Annotated in this window: 17 protein-coding genes; 16 read left to right on the top strand and 1 reads right to left on the bottom strand. The window is 65.9% G+C overall.

Annotated features, from left to right (window positions below):
- The first annotated feature begins 234 nt into the window (after window positions 1-234).
- The 14 genes from gspG to AC56LR_RS15200 all read left to right on the top strand — a co-directional run bounded on the left by gspG (window position 235) and on the right by AC56LR_RS15200 (window position 11,533).
- Window positions 235-660 (top strand): type II secretion system major pseudopilin GspG, encoded by a 426-nt coding sequence (gspG, locus tag AC56LR_RS15265; RefSeq protein ID WP_497131619.1) that lies wholly within the window; start codon window positions 235-237, stop codon window positions 658-660.
- Between the two features lie 53 nt (window positions 661-713).
- Window positions 714-1,904, top strand: coding sequence for a type II secretion system F family protein (locus AC56LR_RS15260; RefSeq protein ID WP_497131617.1), 1,191 nt, complete (start codon window positions 714-716; stop codon window positions 1,902-1,904).
- Complete coding sequence (locus AC56LR_RS15255) at window positions 1,901-3,583, top strand: GspE/PulE family protein (protein ID WP_497131615.1); 1,683 nt, start codon at window positions 1,901-1,903, stop codon at window positions 3,581-3,583. The genes AC56LR_RS15260 and AC56LR_RS15255 overlap by 4 nt, the downstream gene beginning before the upstream one ends.
- Window positions 3,576-4,397, top strand: coding sequence for a hypothetical protein (locus tag AC56LR_RS15250; protein ID WP_497131613.1), 822 nt, complete (start codon window positions 3,576-3,578; stop codon window positions 4,395-4,397). The genes AC56LR_RS15255 and AC56LR_RS15250 overlap by 8 nt, the downstream gene beginning before the upstream one ends.
- Window positions 4,394-4,939, top strand: a complete 546-nt coding sequence (locus AC56LR_RS15245) for a PilN domain-containing protein (RefSeq protein WP_497131611.1) — start codon at window positions 4,394-4,396, stop codon at window positions 4,937-4,939. The genes AC56LR_RS15250 and AC56LR_RS15245 overlap by 4 nt, the downstream gene beginning before the upstream one ends.
- The gene (locus tag AC56LR_RS15240; RefSeq protein WP_497131610.1) at window positions 4,936-5,505 is read left to right on the top strand and encodes a hypothetical protein; all 570 of its coding nucleotides are present in this window, start codon (window positions 4,936-4,938) and stop codon (window positions 5,503-5,505) included. The genes AC56LR_RS15245 and AC56LR_RS15240 overlap by 4 nt, the downstream gene beginning before the upstream one ends.
- A complete protein-coding gene (locus AC56LR_RS15235; RefSeq protein ID WP_497131609.1) occupies window positions 5,502-6,062 on the top strand; it encodes a hypothetical protein in 561 nt (186 codons plus the stop codon). The genes AC56LR_RS15240 and AC56LR_RS15235 overlap by 4 nt, the downstream gene beginning before the upstream one ends.
- Entirely contained in the window at window positions 6,062-8,131 is a 2,070-nt protein-coding gene (locus AC56LR_RS15230) for a secretin GspD/PilQ domain-containing protein (protein ID WP_497131607.1), read from the top strand. Before AC56LR_RS15235 ends, AC56LR_RS15230 begins: the two co-directional genes overlap by 1 nt.
- A 4-nt stretch (window positions 8,132-8,135) precedes the next feature.
- Window positions 8,136-8,606, top strand: coding sequence for a type II secretion system protein (locus AC56LR_RS15225; protein ID WP_497131606.1), 471 nt, complete (start codon window positions 8,136-8,138; stop codon window positions 8,604-8,606).
- Window positions 8,607-8,611: 5 nt separating this feature from the next.
- Window positions 8,612-8,998, top strand: a complete 387-nt coding sequence (locus AC56LR_RS15220; RefSeq protein ID WP_497131605.1) for a type II secretion system protein — start codon at window positions 8,612-8,614, stop codon at window positions 8,996-8,998.
- A 13-nt stretch (window positions 8,999-9,011) separates the two neighbouring features.
- On the top strand, window positions 9,012-9,746 hold the full coding sequence (locus tag AC56LR_RS15215; protein WP_497131604.1) for a type II secretion system protein: 735 nt from the start codon (window positions 9,012-9,014) through the stop codon (window positions 9,744-9,746).
- 64 nt (window positions 9,747-9,810) lie between these two features.
- The gene (locus AC56LR_RS15210; protein WP_497131603.1) at window positions 9,811-10,173 is read left to right on the top strand and encodes a colicin immunity domain-containing protein; all 363 of its coding nucleotides are present in this window, start codon (window positions 9,811-9,813) and stop codon (window positions 10,171-10,173) included.
- Window positions 10,174-10,561: 388 nt separating this feature from the next.
- Window positions 10,562-10,879 (top strand): H-NS histone family protein, encoded by a 318-nt coding sequence (locus AC56LR_RS15205; RefSeq protein WP_497131601.1) that lies wholly within the window; start codon window positions 10,562-10,564, stop codon window positions 10,877-10,879.
- Window positions 10,880-11,113: 234 nt separating this feature from the next.
- Window positions 11,114-11,533, top strand: a complete 420-nt coding sequence (locus AC56LR_RS15200; RefSeq protein ID WP_497131600.1) for a hypothetical protein — start codon at window positions 11,114-11,116, stop codon at window positions 11,531-11,533.
- A gap of 21 nt (window positions 11,534-11,554) precedes the next feature.
- Here AC56LR_RS15200 and murJ read toward each other — a convergent pair whose 3' ends face one another.
- Window positions 11,555-13,105 (bottom strand): murein biosynthesis integral membrane protein MurJ, encoded by a 1,551-nt coding sequence (gene murJ / locus AC56LR_RS15195; RefSeq protein ID WP_497131598.1) that lies wholly within the window; start codon window positions 13,103-13,105, stop codon window positions 11,555-11,557.
- 253 nt (window positions 13,106-13,358) lie between these two features.
- Here murJ and rpsT point away from each other — a divergent pair, with 253 nt between their 5' ends.
- Both rpsT and AC56LR_RS15185 read left to right on the top strand, forming a co-directional pair.
- Window positions 13,359-13,625 (top strand): 30S ribosomal protein S20, encoded by a 267-nt coding sequence (rpsT, locus tag AC56LR_RS15190; protein WP_497131596.1) that lies wholly within the window; start codon window positions 13,359-13,361, stop codon window positions 13,623-13,625.
- Window positions 13,626-14,067: 442 nt separating this feature from the next.
- Complete coding sequence (locus tag AC56LR_RS15185) at window positions 14,068-16,302, top strand: NADP-dependent isocitrate dehydrogenase (RefSeq protein ID WP_497131594.1); 2,235 nt, start codon at window positions 14,068-14,070, stop codon at window positions 16,300-16,302.
- Window positions 16,303-16,461 lie beyond the last annotated feature (159 nt).

Below are 16,461 nucleotides of genomic sequence, written 5' to 3'. Positions count from 1 at the left end.
GCGAATCGGTGGAATTTATGGCAAGCCCGGCTCTCTCCCTCACGCTGTTTCTCATGGGCAATTCAGGGCATGCTTCAAGGCTGAAAGAAAAGTTGTCTCAACTATTCCCGGCGTGGTAGCCTGCTCGGCGCAGGGCGTCCCCGCCTGCCGCCCGTCCCGCAGGCAGGGGCGACAGGCGCACTACAAAAGTCTTATTGGTCGAGCAACAGAGGAGTCCGTCGGATGTATGCAGTAATGAAACAAAATCAGACCCAGCGCGTCCGCGGCTTCACGCTGCTCGAACTGCTGGTGGTGATCGTGATCATCGGCCTGCTCGCCGCCTATGTCGGCCCGAAGTATTTCTCCCAGCTCGGCAAATCCGAAGTGACCGTCGCCAAGGCCCAGATCGAGGCCTTCGACAAATCGCTCGACACCTATCGCCTCGACGTCGGCCGCTATCCGAGCGCCGAAGAAGGCCTGGGCGCGCTCATGACCGCGCCGCCGAGCGCCGGCGCCAAGTGGAACGGCCCCTACCTGAAAAAAGGCGTGCCGCAAGATCCGTGGGGCCGCGTCTACCAGTACCGCTCGCCGGGCAGCAAGGCCGAATACGAGATCCTCTCGCTGGGCAAGGACGGCCAGCCCGGCGGGACCGGCGACAACGCCGACATCTCGTCGCAGTAAGCGCCATCCGCTTTCGCGCCATTCTTTCCCAGTACTGAGCCGGGCACGCCTCCATGCAGTTTGCCGTCCGTACCCTTGCGCCCGACATGTCGATCGCCAACATCGTCGTCGACGCCGCCGATGCGCTCGAGGCACGCCGCCAGGTCGAGGCGCGCGGCCTGTTCGTCAGCGCCATCGAGCCGGCCCGCGGCGGCGCCCGCCTGGCGCGCCAGCGCGCCGGCAAGCTCTCCATCGTCCTGTTCAGCCAGGAACTGCTGGCGCTGCTCAATGCGGGCCTGGGCATCGTCGAGAGCCTGGAAGCGCTGCTGGAAAAAGAAGCCAGTCCGGGCGCGCGCAGCGTGCTCGAGCGCCTGCTCGGCGGCCTGCGCGAAGGCAAGCGCTTCTCCGCCGTACTGGCAGCCCAGCCGGACCTGTTCCCCCCTTTATATGTCGGCATCGTGCGCGCCGCCGAGGGCACCAGCGACTTGCCGCGCGCGCTGACCCGCTATATCGACTACCAGCAGCGCATCGACATCGTGCGCAGCAAGATCGTCAGCGCCTCGATCTATCCGGTCATCCTCCTGATCGTCGGGGGCGGCGTGAGCGGCTTCCTGATCGGCTACGTGGTGCCGAAATTCGCCGAGGTCTACCAGGGGGCAGGGCGCTCGCTGCCCTGGATGTCGCAGTTGCTGCTCGACTGGGGCCAGTTCGCGTCCAGCCATGGCAGCGCCATCGGCGTCACGGCGCTGGTGCTGGTCGGCAGCCTGGTGGCCGGGGTGCGGCACGCCTTGCGCAGCGGCGGCGTGGCCCGCCTGCTGGCGCGCATTCCCGGCATCGGCGAGCGCGCCCGCATCTATGAACTCTCGCGCCTGTACCTGACCCTGGGCATGCTCACCGAAGGCGGCATCACCATCGTCAACGCCATCGAGACCGTGCAGCCGATGGTCTCCGGCGTCGTGCGCCGTGGCCTGGCCAATGCCCGCGCGGCAATCGAATCGGGCCAGCCGCTGTCGAATGCTTTCGAGGCCAACGGCCTGACCACGCCGATCTCGCTGCGCATGCTGCGCGTGGGCGAGCGCACCGGCGACATGGGGCCGATGCTGACCCAGTCGGCCGCCTTCTACGACGGCGAGATCACGCGCTGGATCGACCGCTTCACCCGCACCTTCGAGCCGCTGCTGATGGCGGCCATCGGCCTCGTGGTCGGCGCCATCGTGGTCCTTCTATACATGCCGATTTTCGACCTTGCCGGAGACATGTCTTGAGCCCCGTTCTGGATGCAACCCTGCTGGCGCGCGCCCGCGCACTGGCCAAGGTCTCCACCCGCGGCCTGGTGGCCGAACTCGAAGGCCTGACCGGCCAGGAGCCGCGGAAAATCGTGCGCGACCTGGCCGCGCCCTTCGGGCTGGCGGTGATGGAAACAGCAAGCATGCTGGCGCAATCGCCCGCCTTCGACCTGCTGCCGCTGGCCTCGGCCATGTCGCGCCACTGCGTGCTGCTGCGCGGCCTCGATGGCCGCCTGACGGGCGTGCTGGCCGATCCCTTCGACCTCGATCTGCAGACCTGGCTGGGCGCGCAGGCGCGCGCCACCGCGAGAAACCCGCTCGACCTGTGCCTGGCGCTGCAATCCGATATCCAGGCCTATTTGTCGAAGCAGGAAGAATCCGCGCGCGCCGTGGACAACCTGGTCGGCGGCGCCGGCGAGACGCGCCGCGACGGCAAGGCCAACCAGGTGCTGTCCTTTGCCTCGGTCTCGGAAGCGGGCAGCCCGGCGGTCAAGGTGGTCAACTCGACCCTGTACGACGCGCTCAAGGCCGGCGCCTCGGACATCCACCTGGAAAGCACCGCCGGCGGCCTGTCGGTGAAATACCGGGTCGACGGCGTGCTCGATCATGCGGCCACGGTGGGCGGCATCGAACTGGCCGAGCACATCATCTCGCGCATCAAGGTGCTGGCCGAACTCGACATCGCCGAGCGCCGCATCCCGCAAGACGGCAGTTTCCGGGTCGAATCCGGCGGGCGCGACATCGACCTGCGCGTGTCGATCATGCCGAGCATCCATGGCGAGGACGCGGTCATCCGTATCCTCGACAAGCGCGCCATGATCGAATCCTATGGCTCGCTCACCCTGGAGGCGCTGGGCTTCGACGCGCCTTCGCTGGCGACCCTGCGCACGCTTGCGCAGGAAGCCTACGGCATGCTCCTGGTAACCGGACCGACCGGTTCGGGCAAGACCACCACGCTGTACGCGGCCCTGACCGAGATCCACAACGGGCGCGAGAAGATCATCACCATCGAAGACCCGGTGGAATACCAGCTGCCTGGCATCCTGCAGATCCCGGTGAATGAGAAGAAGGGCCTCACCTTCGCCAAGGGCCTGCGCTCGATCCTGCGCCACGACCCCGATAAAATCATGGTCGGCGAGATCCGCGACCGCGAGACCGCCGAGATCGCGGTGCAGTCGGCGTTGACCGGCCACCTGGTGCTCACGACCGTCCACGCCAACAACGTGTTCGACGTGTTCGGCCGCTTCACCCACATGGGCATCGACCCGTATGCCTTCGTGTCTGCGCTGAACGGCATCTGGGCCCAGCGCCTGATCCGCATGAACTGTCCGCACTGCGCGGTGCAGTACGAACCCGATGCGCTGGAGCTGGCGTCGGTGCACCTGGAGCGCGCCGAAGTGTTCGACTATGTCTTCATGCGCGGCAAGGGCTGCGGCGACTGCCGCGGCACCGGCTACCGCGGACGCCGTTCGATTGCCGAGATCCTCACGCTCAACGACGAGATCCGCGAACTGATCGTGGACAAGCAGCCGATCCGCCGCATCAAGGCCGCGGCCCACGCCAACGGCACCCGCAGCCTGCGCCTGGCCGCCCTCGACCTGGTCAAGCGCGGCGCGACCACCATCGACGAAATCAAACGGGTGACCCTGCATGCCTAGGCGTTTCGGACAATCCCTGCGCCTGGGCATCGCCGCCGACGGCCTGGCGCTGCTGCGCATCAGCGGCCTGATGACCCGCTCGGCCGAGGTGCTGGCGGTGCAGCCGGTCGAAGCCGGCGCGCCGGACGCGCTGGCCAACGGCCTGCGTGCGCTGCTGGGCGAAGAGGCCCCGCGCGGCTTGGCCAAAGGTGGGCCAATAAGCGTGGTGCTGGCCGACGAGCTGGTGCACCTGTGGCAGGTGCCGCCCCCGTCCGGCGCCTCGCGTCTGGGCGACCTGCAGGCTGCCGCCGCCTTCCGCTTCCAGGGCCTGTTCGGCGTGCCTGCGCACGAGTGGCGCATCAGCGCCGACTGGCACGCCACCCGTCCGTTCCTGGCCGCCGCGGTTCCCGCCGGCTTGATGGAGCTGCTGGAAGGCCTGGCGCGCGAACACCGGTTTGCCCTGGTCGAGGTGGTGCCCCAGTTGGTGGCCGCGATGAACGCGTGGCGCCGCCTGCGCCGGCCTGGCGCCTGGTTCGGGCTGGTGCACGGCGGCGTGCTCTCGCTCGCGGCCTACGAGGGCATGGCGCTGGCCGCCGTACGCACCGCACTCATTCCGGACGGGGCCGACCGCGACTGGCTGGAAGCCCACGTGGCGCGGGAAGCGCTGCGGGTGGGCGCGGAGCGCCCCGAACGCCTGCAGCTGTGCGGGGCGGTGCCCGCCGGCTGGGCCAGTTCGGCCGGCCGTCTGAAATTTGCCTGCACCCTGCTGGAAGACGACAGCAGCGGCGACTGGCCGCTGCACGTGCGCCTGGCGCGCACAGGAATCCCCGCATGAAGCCTGTCCATATCGATTTCGCGCCGCGCTCGCTGCGGCGCACCCTGTTCCGCACCCCGGCCAGCAGCGCCGCGCTGCTGGCCGCCATTGCCTCCCTGTGCTTCAGCGCGGCGATGCAGTTCAAGGCTTACCGGGAAGAGCGCGAGCAGCTCGACGCCCTGCATGTGGCGCTGGCGGCGCGCAGCCAGGCCGCGCGCCCGGCGCTTGCGGTGCAGCCGAAGCTGGCGCTGCCGGAAGCCCAGGTGCAGGCGGTCAACGACGCCGTCATGCAGCTCAATGTGCCGTGGCGCGACCTGTACGAAGCCGTGCGCGCGGCCACGCCGTCCAACGTGGCCTTGCTGGCGCTGGAACCGGATGCCAAGCGCCGCACCCTGCGCATCACCGCCGAGACCCGCAACAGCGACGACATGCTGGCCTACGTGGCCAGGATGCAGGAACAAAGCTGGTTCGGCTCGGTCGTGTTGACGCGCCATGAGATCGCGGAGCAGGACCCGAACCGGCCGCTGCGCTTCCAGGTCGCTGCGCAATGGGGGACGCCATGAACACCGCCGCCTTGCCGACGCTGTGGCTGCGCCTGCAGCTGGCGCTGCGCCGCCTCAACCCGCTCGTCGCAGCTGGCGTCGTGCTGCTGCTGGCGGTGGCCGGCGCCATGATGTGGACCGCCATGGCGCGCGCCGAGGTGGCGCGCGAATACGCGGCGGCGCGCCTGCAGGCGGCGGTGCCTGCGCCGCCTCCGGCGCCGGCACCGCCCCCGAGCGCCGACCAGAACCTCGCGCATTTCTACGGCGCGCTGGGCGAGCGCGCCCAGGTCGAGCGCCAGCTCAAGGTATTGTTCGCGCTGGCCCAAAAGAATGGCCTGCTGCTGCGCCAGGGCGAATACCGCAGCAGCCATGACCGCACCGCCAGGCTGTACACCTACCAGATCAATCTGCCGGTGACCGGCAACTATGCGGCGATCTGGCAGTTCGCTTTCGACGCGCTGCGCGCGGTGCCGCATGCCTCGCTCGACGACGTAAGCTTCCGGCGCGACGCGATCGGCATCGACAAGGTGGAAGCGCGGCTGCGCATGACGCTGTATTTGTCGGCCGCACCGGGAGTGCCGCGATGAAGCCGCGCCACCTTGCCATGGGCGCGGCGCTGGTGCTGGCCGCCGGCCTGGTCGTGTTCGGCGACCGCACGCCGGAGGACGCGGTGGCCGAACCGGTCGAGCGTGTCCCGGCCACGGTGGCCGTAACCGCGCCGGCGGGCATTGACGCCGTTCCTGCAGCGAAGACCGGTGCGCCGGCGATCCTGCGCCTGGTGCCGCGCGAGACCCTGATCGGCGGCGACGAGGACCGCTTCGGCGCCGCCGACGGCGCCGACAAGGGCGCGGTCTTCGGTCCCCAGGACTGGACCCCGCCGCCGCCGCCTCCGCCACCGCCCGAACCGGCGCCACCGCCGCCGGCCCCGGTCGCGCCGCCGCTGCCTTTTACTTATATCGGCAAGTCGCTGCAGGACGGCGCCTGGGAAATCTACCTGGCGCGCGGCGACCGTACCCACCTGGTGCGCGAAAACATGGTCATCGACGGCACCTACCGCGTCGACGCCATCAAGCCGCCGGTGCTGACCCTGACCTACCTGCCGCTGAACCAGGTTCAGCAGCTTAATATTGGAGTATTCGACTGATGGTTCGTATCCGGAATACCGCGCTGGCAGCCTGCATGAGTTTCGTGCTGCTGGCCGGCTGTGCGGGGCAGCGCGCCTACCAGGAAGGCAATGCCCTGGTCGCGAAGGACCAGGTCGCGGCCGGCCTCGTGAAATACCAGGAGGCGGTGGACGCCGACCCGAACAACGCCCAGTACAAGACGGCGTACCTGCGCGCGCGCGACAGCGCCGCCGGGCGTTTGCTGGGCCAGGCCGAGGCCGCCCTGGGGGCTGGCCAGGCCGAACTGGCGCTGCAGGATTACCGCCGCGTGCTGGCCTTCGATCCGGCCAACGAGCGCGCCCGCGCCGGCCTGCGCGCGATCGAGGCCGACCGCCGCCACAACGGCATGATGGAAGCGGCCCGTATCGCCTTCGAGAAGAACGAGCTCGATACCGCGCGCCAGAAGCTCGCCGCCGTGCTGACCGAACGCCCGGGCCACGAGCCGGCGCGCCAGCTGCTGCTCGAGGTCAACGCCAAGGCCGAAGCCGCGCCCGCAGGCGAAGCCGCGCTGGCCGCGAGCTTCCGCAAACCGATCAGCCTGGAATTCCGCGACGCCCCGCTCAAGCAGGTGTTCGAGATCATCTCGCGCCACTCGGGGCTGAACTTCGTCTTCGACAAGGACGTCAAGGCCGATACGCGCACCTCGATCTTCCTGAAAAACAGCACGGTGGAGGCGGCCGTGTACTACCTGTTGATGACCAACCAGCTCGAGCGCCAGGTCATGGACGGCAACACCATCCTGATCTACCCGAACATCGCGGCCAAGCTCAAGGAATACCAGGAGATGACGGTCAAGACCTTCTTCCTGGCCAATGCCGACGCCAAGAACATCGCCAACACCTTCAAGACCATCCTGAAGTCGCGCGACGTGGTGGTGGACGAAAAGCTCAACCTCGTGATCCTGCGCGACAGCCCGGAAGCGGTGCGCGTGGCGACCCAATTGGTGGCCCTGCAGGACGTGCCCGAGCCGGAAGTCATGCTCGACGTCGAGGTGCTCGAGATCAAGCGCAGCCGCATCACCGACCTCGGCATCGCCTGGCCCGGTTCGCTGTCCTTTGCCCCGCTGGCGGGGCTGGATGGCGCGCCGCTGACCATCGACGACCTGCGCGGCCTGAACCGCGGCAACATCGGCGTGATCAGCGAATTGAGCGCGACCGTCAACGCCAACAAGACCGACGGCGACTCCAACACCCTGGCCAATCCGCGCATCCGCGTGCGCAACAAGGAAAAGGCCAAGGTCGTCATCGGCGACAAGATCCCGAACATCTCGACCACGATCTCCTCGGGCGTGGGCGGCTTCGCGTCGGAATCGGTGAATTACGTGGACGTGGGCCTGACCCTGAACGTCGAGCCGACCATCTACCTGAACAACGAAGTGGCGATCCGCATCTCGCTGGAAGTGAGCACCCTGGGCGAATCGGTGACGACCCGTTCGGGCACCGTGGCTTACCGCATCGGCACGCGTTCGGCGACCACGCTGCTGCAATTGAAGGATGGCGAGAACCAGGTGCTGGCCGGCCTGATCAGCAATGAAGACCGCTCCAGCGGCAGCAAGGTGCCGGGTATCGGCGACCTGCCGATCGTCGGCCGCCTGTTCGGCAGCACCCGCGACCAGAACGACCGCACCGAGATCGTGCTGTCGATCACGCCGCGCCTGGTGCGCACCGTGCAGCGCCCGCCCGCGTCGGCATCGGAATTCGGCGCCGGCACCGAGGCGAGCTTCCGCCGCCGTCCCGACAGCACAGTGCGCGCACCGGTGCAGCTGCCGGGCGTGGCCGGCGCCGCCGCTGCCGCCGCCGCGGCGCGCGCCGCGGGCACGGTGCAGCCTCCGGCTGGTGCTGCGGCCACGCCTGGCGCGCCGGCCGCGCCGGTCTCGGTGCCGCCGTCCGAATTGCCGGTGACGCCGCAGGTCGGCTCGCCGCCATCGGCGCCGCCCGGCGCCGTGCCCGCGCCCGCGCCAGGCACGACGCAGCCGGCCGCGCCGCCCGTGACCATCCAGGTCATTCCGGTCCCGCCGCCTCCGCCGGCCACGCCAGCCACCCAGCAATGATGCAATGAGAACGCGCGGCTTCACGCTCATCGAGCTGTTGGTGACGCTGGCGATCCTGGCCCTGCTGGGAACGCTGGTGTTGCCGGTGGCCCAGGTCACGGCCCAGCGCCGCGACGAGGTGGAGCTGCGCCGCGCCTTGCGCGAGATCCGCGCCGGGATCGACGCCTACAAGAAGGCCAGCGATGAAGGCCGGGTGGCCAAGACTGCAGGCAGCTCCGGCTATCCGCCGCGCCTGGAACTGCTGGCCGAGGGCGTGCGCGACCTGCGCAGCCCCAGGCAGGCCAGGATCTACTTCATGCGGCGCCTGCCGCGCGACCCCTTCAATCCCGATCCGGAACTGGCGGACGCCGCCACCTGGGGCAAGCGCAGCTACGCCAGCGAACCGGACGAGCCGAAAGAGGGCGACGACGTCTACGACGTGTACTCGAGCTCCGAAAAGCTTGGCCTGAACGGTATCCCCTACAAAAAGTGGTGAGCACGATGCGCTTCCTCCCGCGGCGCCTGCGCGCCTTTACCCTGATCGAGCTGCTGGTGGTGCTGGGCATCGTGGCCCTGTTGCTGACGCTCGCCGTGCCGCGCTTCTTCCCGAGCATCGACAGTACCAAGGAAACCATCCTGCTCGAGAACCTGCGCAACACACGCGCCATCATCGACCAGTTCCATGCCGATACCGGGCGCTATCCGGAGTCGCTCGAGCAGCTGGTCGAGAAAAAATACCTGCGCGAGCTGCCGATGGACCCGATCCTGGAATCGCGCGAAGGCTGGATCGTCGAGCCGCCTCCGGAAGGCGAGCAGGGCGCGGTCGGCAATGTCCGCAGCGGCGCGCCCGGCGCCGGCCGCAAGGGCACGGCCTACGCGGAGTGGTGAGGTGCGGGCAAGCATGCGCCGCCATCAGGCCGGGTTCACCTACCTCGGCCTGATCATCTTTGTCTTCATCATCGGGATGGTGGGCGCGGCGACCATGAAGATCGGCGCGCTGCTGCAGCGTGCCCAGGCCGAAAACGAGTTGCTGGAGATCGGCGCGCAGTTCAGCACCGCTCTCAAGAGCTATGCCGAGGCCACCCCGCGCGGCCAGCCGCCGCAGCCGCTGACGCTGCAGGAATTGCTGCGCGATCCGCGCTTCCCCAATCCGCGCCGCCACCTGCGCAAGATCTTCGTCGACCCGGTCACCGGACAGGCCGAATGGGGCCTGGTGCGCGCGGGCGAGGGTGGGCGCATCCTCGGGGTGCATAGCCTGTCGCAGGCGCAGCCCCTGAAGCTCGCGAAGTTCGACGAGCGCTTCGCCAATTTCGAGAACAAGGCGCATCTGGCGGACTGGAAGTTCATGGCCGCGGGGCAGGGCGCCGTGCCCGCGCCACGCCCGGGAATGCCACAGCTCCAGCCGCAGATCACGATGGAGCGCCCACCGGAGTTGCCGGACGCGCCGGCCGCCGCCGCAGTCGCGGCCCAGGCCCCGATGCAGGAAGTGGCGCCGCCGCCGCGCCAGGCCGAGCCAGAACCGGAGCCGGAGCCGCCCACGGAAGTTCCGCCCGAGCAGGACGAGTCGGACGATGGGAAGAAGGAGGAGCAGGACAAGGAAGAGCCGAAGGAACCTCCGGACCAGCAGTCGCGCTAGTGGCCCTGCTGCCGCTTTAAAAAAATGCGGCCACACTCAAAGTCAGGCACGAGGCGGCGGTGGCGTGGACCGGTTGAATCCACAGCCACAAGCGGTCATTGGGGAACAAATGCCATATCTTTCAAACGAGCATCTTTACCGTAATCTTATGCAGAACTTCATCCATCGGTCACTTGGCGTGGCAGAGTTCGAGCAACGGTTCTTTGACCAGTGGCGCGCGGATCGTGACGCACAATGGAAGGCGATTCAAACCGGCAATGGCGTAAATGCGGACGAACGAGAGCTATGCGAAGTACTGGACCAAGCCTTTACCGCTCTAGATTGCTACACCCCGAACCCGACAAGCGCGCTTCACATTTCCGAGGCGCAGTTACGCTCAGAGATCACTCATCTGTTCGACACGCGTTGGCAGTCGGGCAAAACCTGAGGCTTCCAGCCACTTTAACCAGTGTTAAGAATTGATACCCGCGGCGAGCTGCAGTCACGTATAACCCAATCCTGAGACGAATTGCTTCGCCGGTAAACATTTCGTGATGTTGAACCGACGGTCGGAAGCAGCCGGTGAAAATCGGCTGGTACTGGCCGGAAGAAGGCACGTACTCCTGCGTACACCCAGCAGCATGCCAAGGGCTTTAAAGGCGGACCATCCTCAGCTGTAATGCAAATGCTCCGGCTGCCGTCCTGGGATTGTCTCTCTATCAGATGGTTCTACGAAGATTTGCATTCGCGTAAGGCATTCGCCGTACTGGCGAGCTGCCCTTGGGCCTTCGTTCATGGTAGGGTGCAGCTTCATTCTCAGGACACACTACGAAAAAATGCACGACCTATCCAAATATTCCCTGGCTCAGCTTCGCGCCCTCGACGTACAAATCATCGATGAGTTAAAAACTCGACATTTCCTTAGTGTGAGCAAAGCGCGTGAGCAAATTCTTCACATCGCTCGGAACGCCGGACTGTCTGAAAAGCAGCTCCGCGCCGTCAAAGTCGCTAAAACGCCAAAGCAGGGTCGAGTGCAGGTCACCTACCGCAATCCGGACGATCCGAACCAGCAATGGAGTGGCCGGGGGCGCCAGCCGGCATGGGTCAAGACGTGGATCGCATCTGGAAAGTCCCTCGAGGATGCAAAGGCCTGATTGCAAACGCGGCATGCCGGTGCCGGCCGCCTGAGCTCATTTCGCGCGGATATGACTTTTTCCATTTCGAGACAGTTTCGTGATACGCGCGCCTGCCTTCCTTGTCCTGGATGGACGCTGACCTAGACTGAAGTACCGCAAGGCCAACGCCGGCTTTGCGGCATCCGACGCCCGCCACAAGGCTGATTCGGCGTGACGCCTGTCCAAAGGTTTCTGCTTTGCGAAGGAACGATCATGCGACCCCTATCCCTCCTGATGTCCGCATCCCTGCTCGTGCTTGCCGCTGGCGCCGGTGCGCAGACCCAACCCTACCCGAGGCCCGATACTGCGCCGGTCTCGACCGTAACGGTGACGGCCCCTGCCAAGGCGATCCGGCTCATGCCTGACGAAATCAAGCAGATTGCGGGAACCTATGACATGGCCAATGGCTGGCGACTGGAAGTGAGCGGCAGGCCGGCATACATCGACGCGACCATCGATACCGAAAAGCCGATGCGGCTCAAGGCAGTGTCGAAGAACAAATTCGTCTCCGGCGACGGCAACGTGACGATGGAATTCAACCAGGGCACGGGCGAGGACATGAAGCTCAGTTATGTACCCGACCCCAGCAAGCCATCGATGGTGTCGATCCCCGCGCAGAAGGCCAGGCGCTGAGCGCTTCTGGGCACTTGCCGCTTACTTTGCCCGTCGCTTGAAGTCGCGCGGCCGGAAGCCCAGCGCGATCAAGACCGCGAAATAGGCCAGTGCCGCGGCCGAGATGATTGCCGCCAACAGGCCGGCGCGCAGCAGCGGCGTGGCCCGCAGCGCGATCCAGTCGAACTGCGCCTGGGCGAACCACGAGACCGCGCCCATTACCGTCACCGCGACCAGCAGCTTGAACAGGAATTTACCCCAGCCCGGCTGCGGCACGTAGATCCGGCGGCGGCGCAGGCCGGCGTACAGGAAGGCCGCGTTGATGCAGGCTCCGACGCCGATCGACAGGGCCAGGCCGGCGACGCCGAACAGCGGCACGAACACCAGGTTCATCAGCTGGGTCGCCACCAGCACGCCCACCGCGATCTTGACCGGCGTGCGCACTTCCTGGCGCGCGAAGAAGGCCGGCGCCAGGGTTTTCACCAGGATGAAGCCGAGCAGGCCGGCGCTATAGGCCATCAGCGGCATCGACGAGGCGGCGACATCCGCCGCATCGAATTTACCGTAGTGGAAGAGGGTGGCGATCATCGGCGTGGCCAGCGTGGCCAGGCCCACCGCCGACGGGATCGACAGCAGGAAGGTCAGGCGCAGGCCCCAGTCGAGCAGGGACGAGTATTCGTGGGTGTCGCCCTCGGTATTGGCCTTGGCCAGGCCCGGCAGCAGGATGGTGCCCAGGGCCACGCCAAGCAGCGCGGTGGGCAGCTCCATCAGCCGGTCGGCATACTGCAGGGCCGTGACGGCGCCGGCGGCCAGCGCGGCCGCGATGGTGGTGTTGATGAGCAGGCTGATCTGGGCCGCCGCGACGGCGAACACGGCCGGCCCCATCTTGCCGAGCATGCGGTGCACGCCGGCGTCGCGCAGGCCGACCAGCGGATTGAGCGAAATGCGCGGCAGCATGCCGAGCTTGATCAGAGAAGGCAGTTGCACCGCCACCTGCAGCACCCCGCCGATGCACACGCCCACGGCCATCGCATAGATTGGCTGTTCGAAATAATCGGACATCACCAGGGCGGCAAAGATGAACGACAGGTTCAGCAGCACCGGGGTAATCGCCGGGATCTTGAACTGGCGCCAGGTGTTGAGGATGCCGCTCGACAGGGCCACGAAGGCCATGCAGGCGATGTAGGGGAACATCATCTGGGTCATCACGACCGCGGCGTCGAAGGCCGCCGGCTCGCGCTGCAGCCCGCCGCCGATCCACAGGATCAGTACCGGGGCGGCCACGATGCCGGCGATGCTGACCAATATGGTGGCCCAGATCAGTACGGTGGCGACATGGTCGACCAGGGTCTTGGTGGCGTCCTGGCCGTGCTTGGTCTTGTATTCGGTGAGTATCGGAACGAAAGCCTGGGAAAACGCGCCCTCGGCGAACAGGCGCCGCAGCAAATTGGGCAGGCGGAAGGCGATGTTGAAGGCGTCGGTGAAATTCGAGGCGCCGAAGGCGGCCGCGAACAGGCTGTCGCGCAACAGGCCTGTGACGCGGGACACCATGGTCATGCTGGAAATGGCGGCGAGGGTACGGAGCAGGTTCATGGGCGGGGATTATACTTGGGCAACACCGCGCCGGTCCCGGCACACAGGGCCGCGCGGGCAATTTATTCGGTTTACAGGTGTGGTGCAGACGACAATTATTGATTTATGAATTGCCGTCACCCGATTCCTTCGCTATAATCGTGGGCTGTACTGAATTCTGTTAGCAGACACCAATCGTTGGGCAGGCACTGAAAGCGCCGGTTTCACTCGCTAATGTTTGCCAACGCAACTTGACCCCGATTTAGGAAATTTCATGGCAAATACCGCACAAGCGCGCAAACGCGCTCGTCAAGCAGTTAAGCAAAACGCACATAACTCGGCACAGCGTTCGACCCTGCGCACCGCAATCAAGGCTGCCCGCAAGGCGATCCAGGCTGGCGACAAAGAAGCTGCAACCGCTATCTTCCAGCAATCCGTGTCGAAGATCGACAGCATCGCTGACAAGAAGATCATCCACAAGAACAAAGCAGCGCGCCACAAGAGCCGCCTGGCTGCAGCCCTGAAAGCACTGTCGGCCTAAGCCCCGTGCGTGCGGCCTCGGCCGCGCAGGCAGTTCTGTGCAGAAGAAAGACCCGCCCGACCATTGGTTCGGCGGGTTTTTTTGCTTGCCGCAAGTGGGAAGGGCAGGGGATAAAGCCGAATCTGCCGTTGTATCGTAGGGTGGGCGGGTCCTCCCGCCCGCGCGTTCAAATCACGTATGAAATGCCGAGCCGGTTTGCACGCTCGGGATGAACGCGCGGGCGGCAGAGCCGCCCACCCTACGAAAAGCGTCAGGGCCGCCGGGCCTGCGGGCAGGCCTCCCGGGCGTCCCTCCCGGCCAATGGCGGATACCCTAAAACCGTGGCGCCCAGTAAAATACTGGTGCATAATGTGAAACGCCCGTCTTATGTCTTATAGAAGACCTGAGCAATACCACCTGTTTTAGACAACGCGCCAACCCGCGCGCATCGAGGAAAAAGCGTATGAGCAGTGATCAGACCATCATTTACACCCTGACCGACGAGGCGCCGCTGCTGGCGACCCACGCCTTCCTGCCAGTGGTCAGCACCTTCACCAAGCCGGCCGGCATCACGGTCGAGCAGAGCGACATTTCGGTCGCGGCCCGTATCCTGGCTGCCTTCCCGGAAAACCTGACGCCGGAACAACGCGTGCCGGATTCGCTGGCCGAGCTGGGCAAGAAGACCCTCGAGCCGAGCGCGAACATCGTCAAGCTGCCGAACATCTCGGCGTCGGTGGGCCAGCTGGTCGCCGCCATCGAGGAACTGCAGGCCAAGGGCTACAACCTGCCCGACTACCCGGCCAACCCGAAGACCGACGAAGAAAAAGCCATCAAGGCACGCTACGGCAAGTGCATCGGCTCCGCGGTCAACCCGGTGCTGCGCGAAGGTAACTCCGACCGCCGCGCGCCGCGCGCCGTCAAGGAATACGCACGCAAGAACCCGCACTCGATGGCCCCATGGTCGCCTGCCTCGCGCACCCACGTGTCGCACATGACCCACGGCGACTTCTACCACGGCGAAAAGTCGATGACCATCAACGGCGCCCGTGAAGTCAAGATGGAACTGCTGACCAAGTCCGGCCAGACCATCGTCCTCAAGCCGAAGGTTGCGCTGCAGGACGGCGAGATCATCGACTCGATGTTCATGAGCCGCAAGGCGCTGCTGGAATTCTACGCGGCCCAGATCGACGACGCGAAAGAGACCGGCGTGCTGTTCTCGCTGCACGTCAAGGCGACCATGATGAAGGTCTCGCACCCGATCGTGTTCGGTCACTGCGTGCGCATGTTCTACAAGGAAGCCTTCGAAAAGCACGGCGCCCTGTTCGACAGCCTCGGCATCAACGTCAACAACGGCATGGCCGACCTGTACAACAAGATCGCCGACCTGCCGGCCTCGCAGCGCGAAGAAATCGAGCGCGACCTGCACGCCTGCCAGGAACACCGTCCGGCGCTGGCCATGGTCGACTCAACCAAGGGCATCACCAACTTCCATTCGCCGAACGACGTCATCGTCGACGCCTCGATGCCGGCGATGATCCGCGCCGGCGGCAAGATGTACGACGCGAACGGCAAGCTCAAGGAAGTCAAGGCCGTCATCCCTGAATCGACCTTCGCCCGCATCTACCAGGAGATCATCAACTTCTGCAAATGGCATGGCGCCTTCGATCCGAAGACCATGGGCACCGTGCCGAACGTGGGCCTGATGGCCCAGCAGGCCGAAGAATACGGCTCGCACGACAAGACCTTCGAGATCACGGAAGCCGGCGTGGCCAACATCACCGACCTGGCGACCGGCGAAGTGCTGCTGTCGCAGAACGTCGAGACGGGCGACATCTGGCGCATGTGCCAGGTGAAGGACGCGCCGATCCGCGACTGGGTCAAGCTGGCCGTGACGCGCGCGCGCAACTCGGGCATGCCGGCCGTGTTCTGGCTCGACCCGTACCGTCCGCACGAGAATGAGCTGATCAAAAAGGTGCGCACCTACCTGAAGGATCACGACACCACCGGCCTGGACATCCAGATCATGTCGCAAGTCCGCGCCATGCGCTACACCCTGGAGCGCGTCAAGCGCGGCCTGGACACCATCTCGGTGACCGGCAACATCCTGCGCGACTACCTGACCGACCTGTTCCCGATCCTGGAACTGGGCACCAGCGCCAAGATGCTGTCGATCGTCCCGCTGATGGCCGGCGGCGGCATGTACGAAACCGGCGCCGGCGGCTCGGCACCGAAGCACGTGCAGCAGCTGACCGAAGAAAACCACCTGCGCTGGGATTCGCTGGGCGAGTTCCTGGCACTGGCCGTGTCGCTGGAAGACCTGGGCCTGAAGACCGGCAACAAGCAGGCTACCGTGCTGGCCAAGACCCTGGACGCCGCCACCGGCAAGCTGCTGGACAACCGCAAGTCGCCATCGCCGAAGACCGGCGAGCTCGACAACCGCGGCAGCCAGTTCTACCTGTCGATGTACTGGGCGCAGGAGCTGGCCGCGCAAACGGAAGACGCCGCACTGGCAGCCAAGTTCGCGCCGCTGGCCAAGCAGCTCTCCGAGAACGAGGCGAAGATCGTCGCCGAGATGCTCGAAGTGCAGGGCAAGCCGGCCGACATCGGCGGCTACTACAAGGCCGACGAAGCCAAGGTGAAAGCCATCATGCGCCCGAGCGCGACCTTCAACGCGGCGCTGGATGCGTTTGCTGCCTGATCGTCAGCGCTTGACATGAAAACGCCGACCTGAGGGTCGGCGTTTTTTTGTGCGCCCAGCATGGGCGCACTCTTGCGGGTGAAAGTCCCGTCGCGAGCTGACCACAGTGAGCGAAGCGAAACGCAACTGCGGAAGGGTGACCGACCGTGGGGAGGAAGC

The sequence above is a fragment of the Telluria sp. ZT3P39 genome (genome assembly GCF_059685935.1).
This window is presented reverse-complemented; position numbering and strand designations above follow the sequence as displayed.

What these genes read in the sequence shown, in the direction of transcription:
- gspG (WP_497131619.1), top strand. Translation starts at nt 235, where the DNA reads ATGAAACAAAATCAGACCCAGCGCGTCCGCGGCTTCACGCTGCTCGAA.
- AC56LR_RS15260 (WP_497131617.1), top strand. Translation starts at nt 714, where the DNA reads ATGCAGTTTGCCGTCCGTACCCTTGCGCCCGACATGTCGATCGCCAAC.
- AC56LR_RS15250 (WP_497131613.1), top strand. Translation starts at nt 3,576, where the DNA reads ATGCCTAGGCGTTTCGGACAATCCCTGCGCCTGGGCATCGCCGCCGAC.
- AC56LR_RS15245 (WP_497131611.1), top strand. Translation starts at nt 4,394, where the DNA reads ATGAAGCCTGTCCATATCGATTTCGCGCCGCGCTCGCTGCGGCGCACC.
- AC56LR_RS15240 (WP_497131610.1), top strand. Translation starts at nt 4,936, where the DNA reads ATGAACACCGCCGCCTTGCCGACGCTGTGGCTGCGCCTGCAGCTGGCG.
- AC56LR_RS15235 (WP_497131609.1), top strand. Translation starts at nt 5,502, where the DNA reads ATGAAGCCGCGCCACCTTGCCATGGGCGCGGCGCTGGTGCTGGCCGCC.
- AC56LR_RS15230 (WP_497131607.1), top strand. Translation starts at nt 6,062, where the DNA reads ATGGTTCGTATCCGGAATACCGCGCTGGCAGCCTGCATGAGTTTCGTG.
- AC56LR_RS15225 (WP_497131606.1), top strand. Translation starts at nt 8,136, where the DNA reads ATGAGAACGCGCGGCTTCACGCTCATCGAGCTGTTGGTGACGCTGGCG.
- AC56LR_RS15220 (WP_497131605.1), top strand. Translation starts at nt 8,612, where the DNA reads ATGCGCTTCCTCCCGCGGCGCCTGCGCGCCTTTACCCTGATCGAGCTG.
- AC56LR_RS15215 (WP_497131604.1), top strand. Translation starts at nt 9,012, where the DNA reads ATGCGCCGCCATCAGGCCGGGTTCACCTACCTCGGCCTGATCATCTTT.
- AC56LR_RS15205 (WP_497131601.1), top strand. Translation starts at nt 10,562, where the DNA reads ATGCACGACCTATCCAAATATTCCCTGGCTCAGCTTCGCGCCCTCGAC.
- AC56LR_RS15200 (WP_497131600.1), top strand. Translation starts at nt 11,114, where the DNA reads ATGCGACCCCTATCCCTCCTGATGTCCGCATCCCTGCTCGTGCTTGCC.
- murJ (WP_497131598.1), bottom strand. Translation starts at nt 13,105, where the DNA reads ATGAACCTGCTCCGTACCCTCGCCGCCATTTCCAGCATGACCATGGTG.
- rpsT (WP_497131596.1), top strand. Translation starts at nt 13,359, where the DNA reads ATGGCAAATACCGCACAAGCGCGCAAACGCGCTCGTCAAGCAGTTAAG.
- AC56LR_RS15185 (WP_497131594.1), top strand. Translation starts at nt 14,068, where the DNA reads ATGAGCAGTGATCAGACCATCATTTACACCCTGACCGACGAGGCGCCG.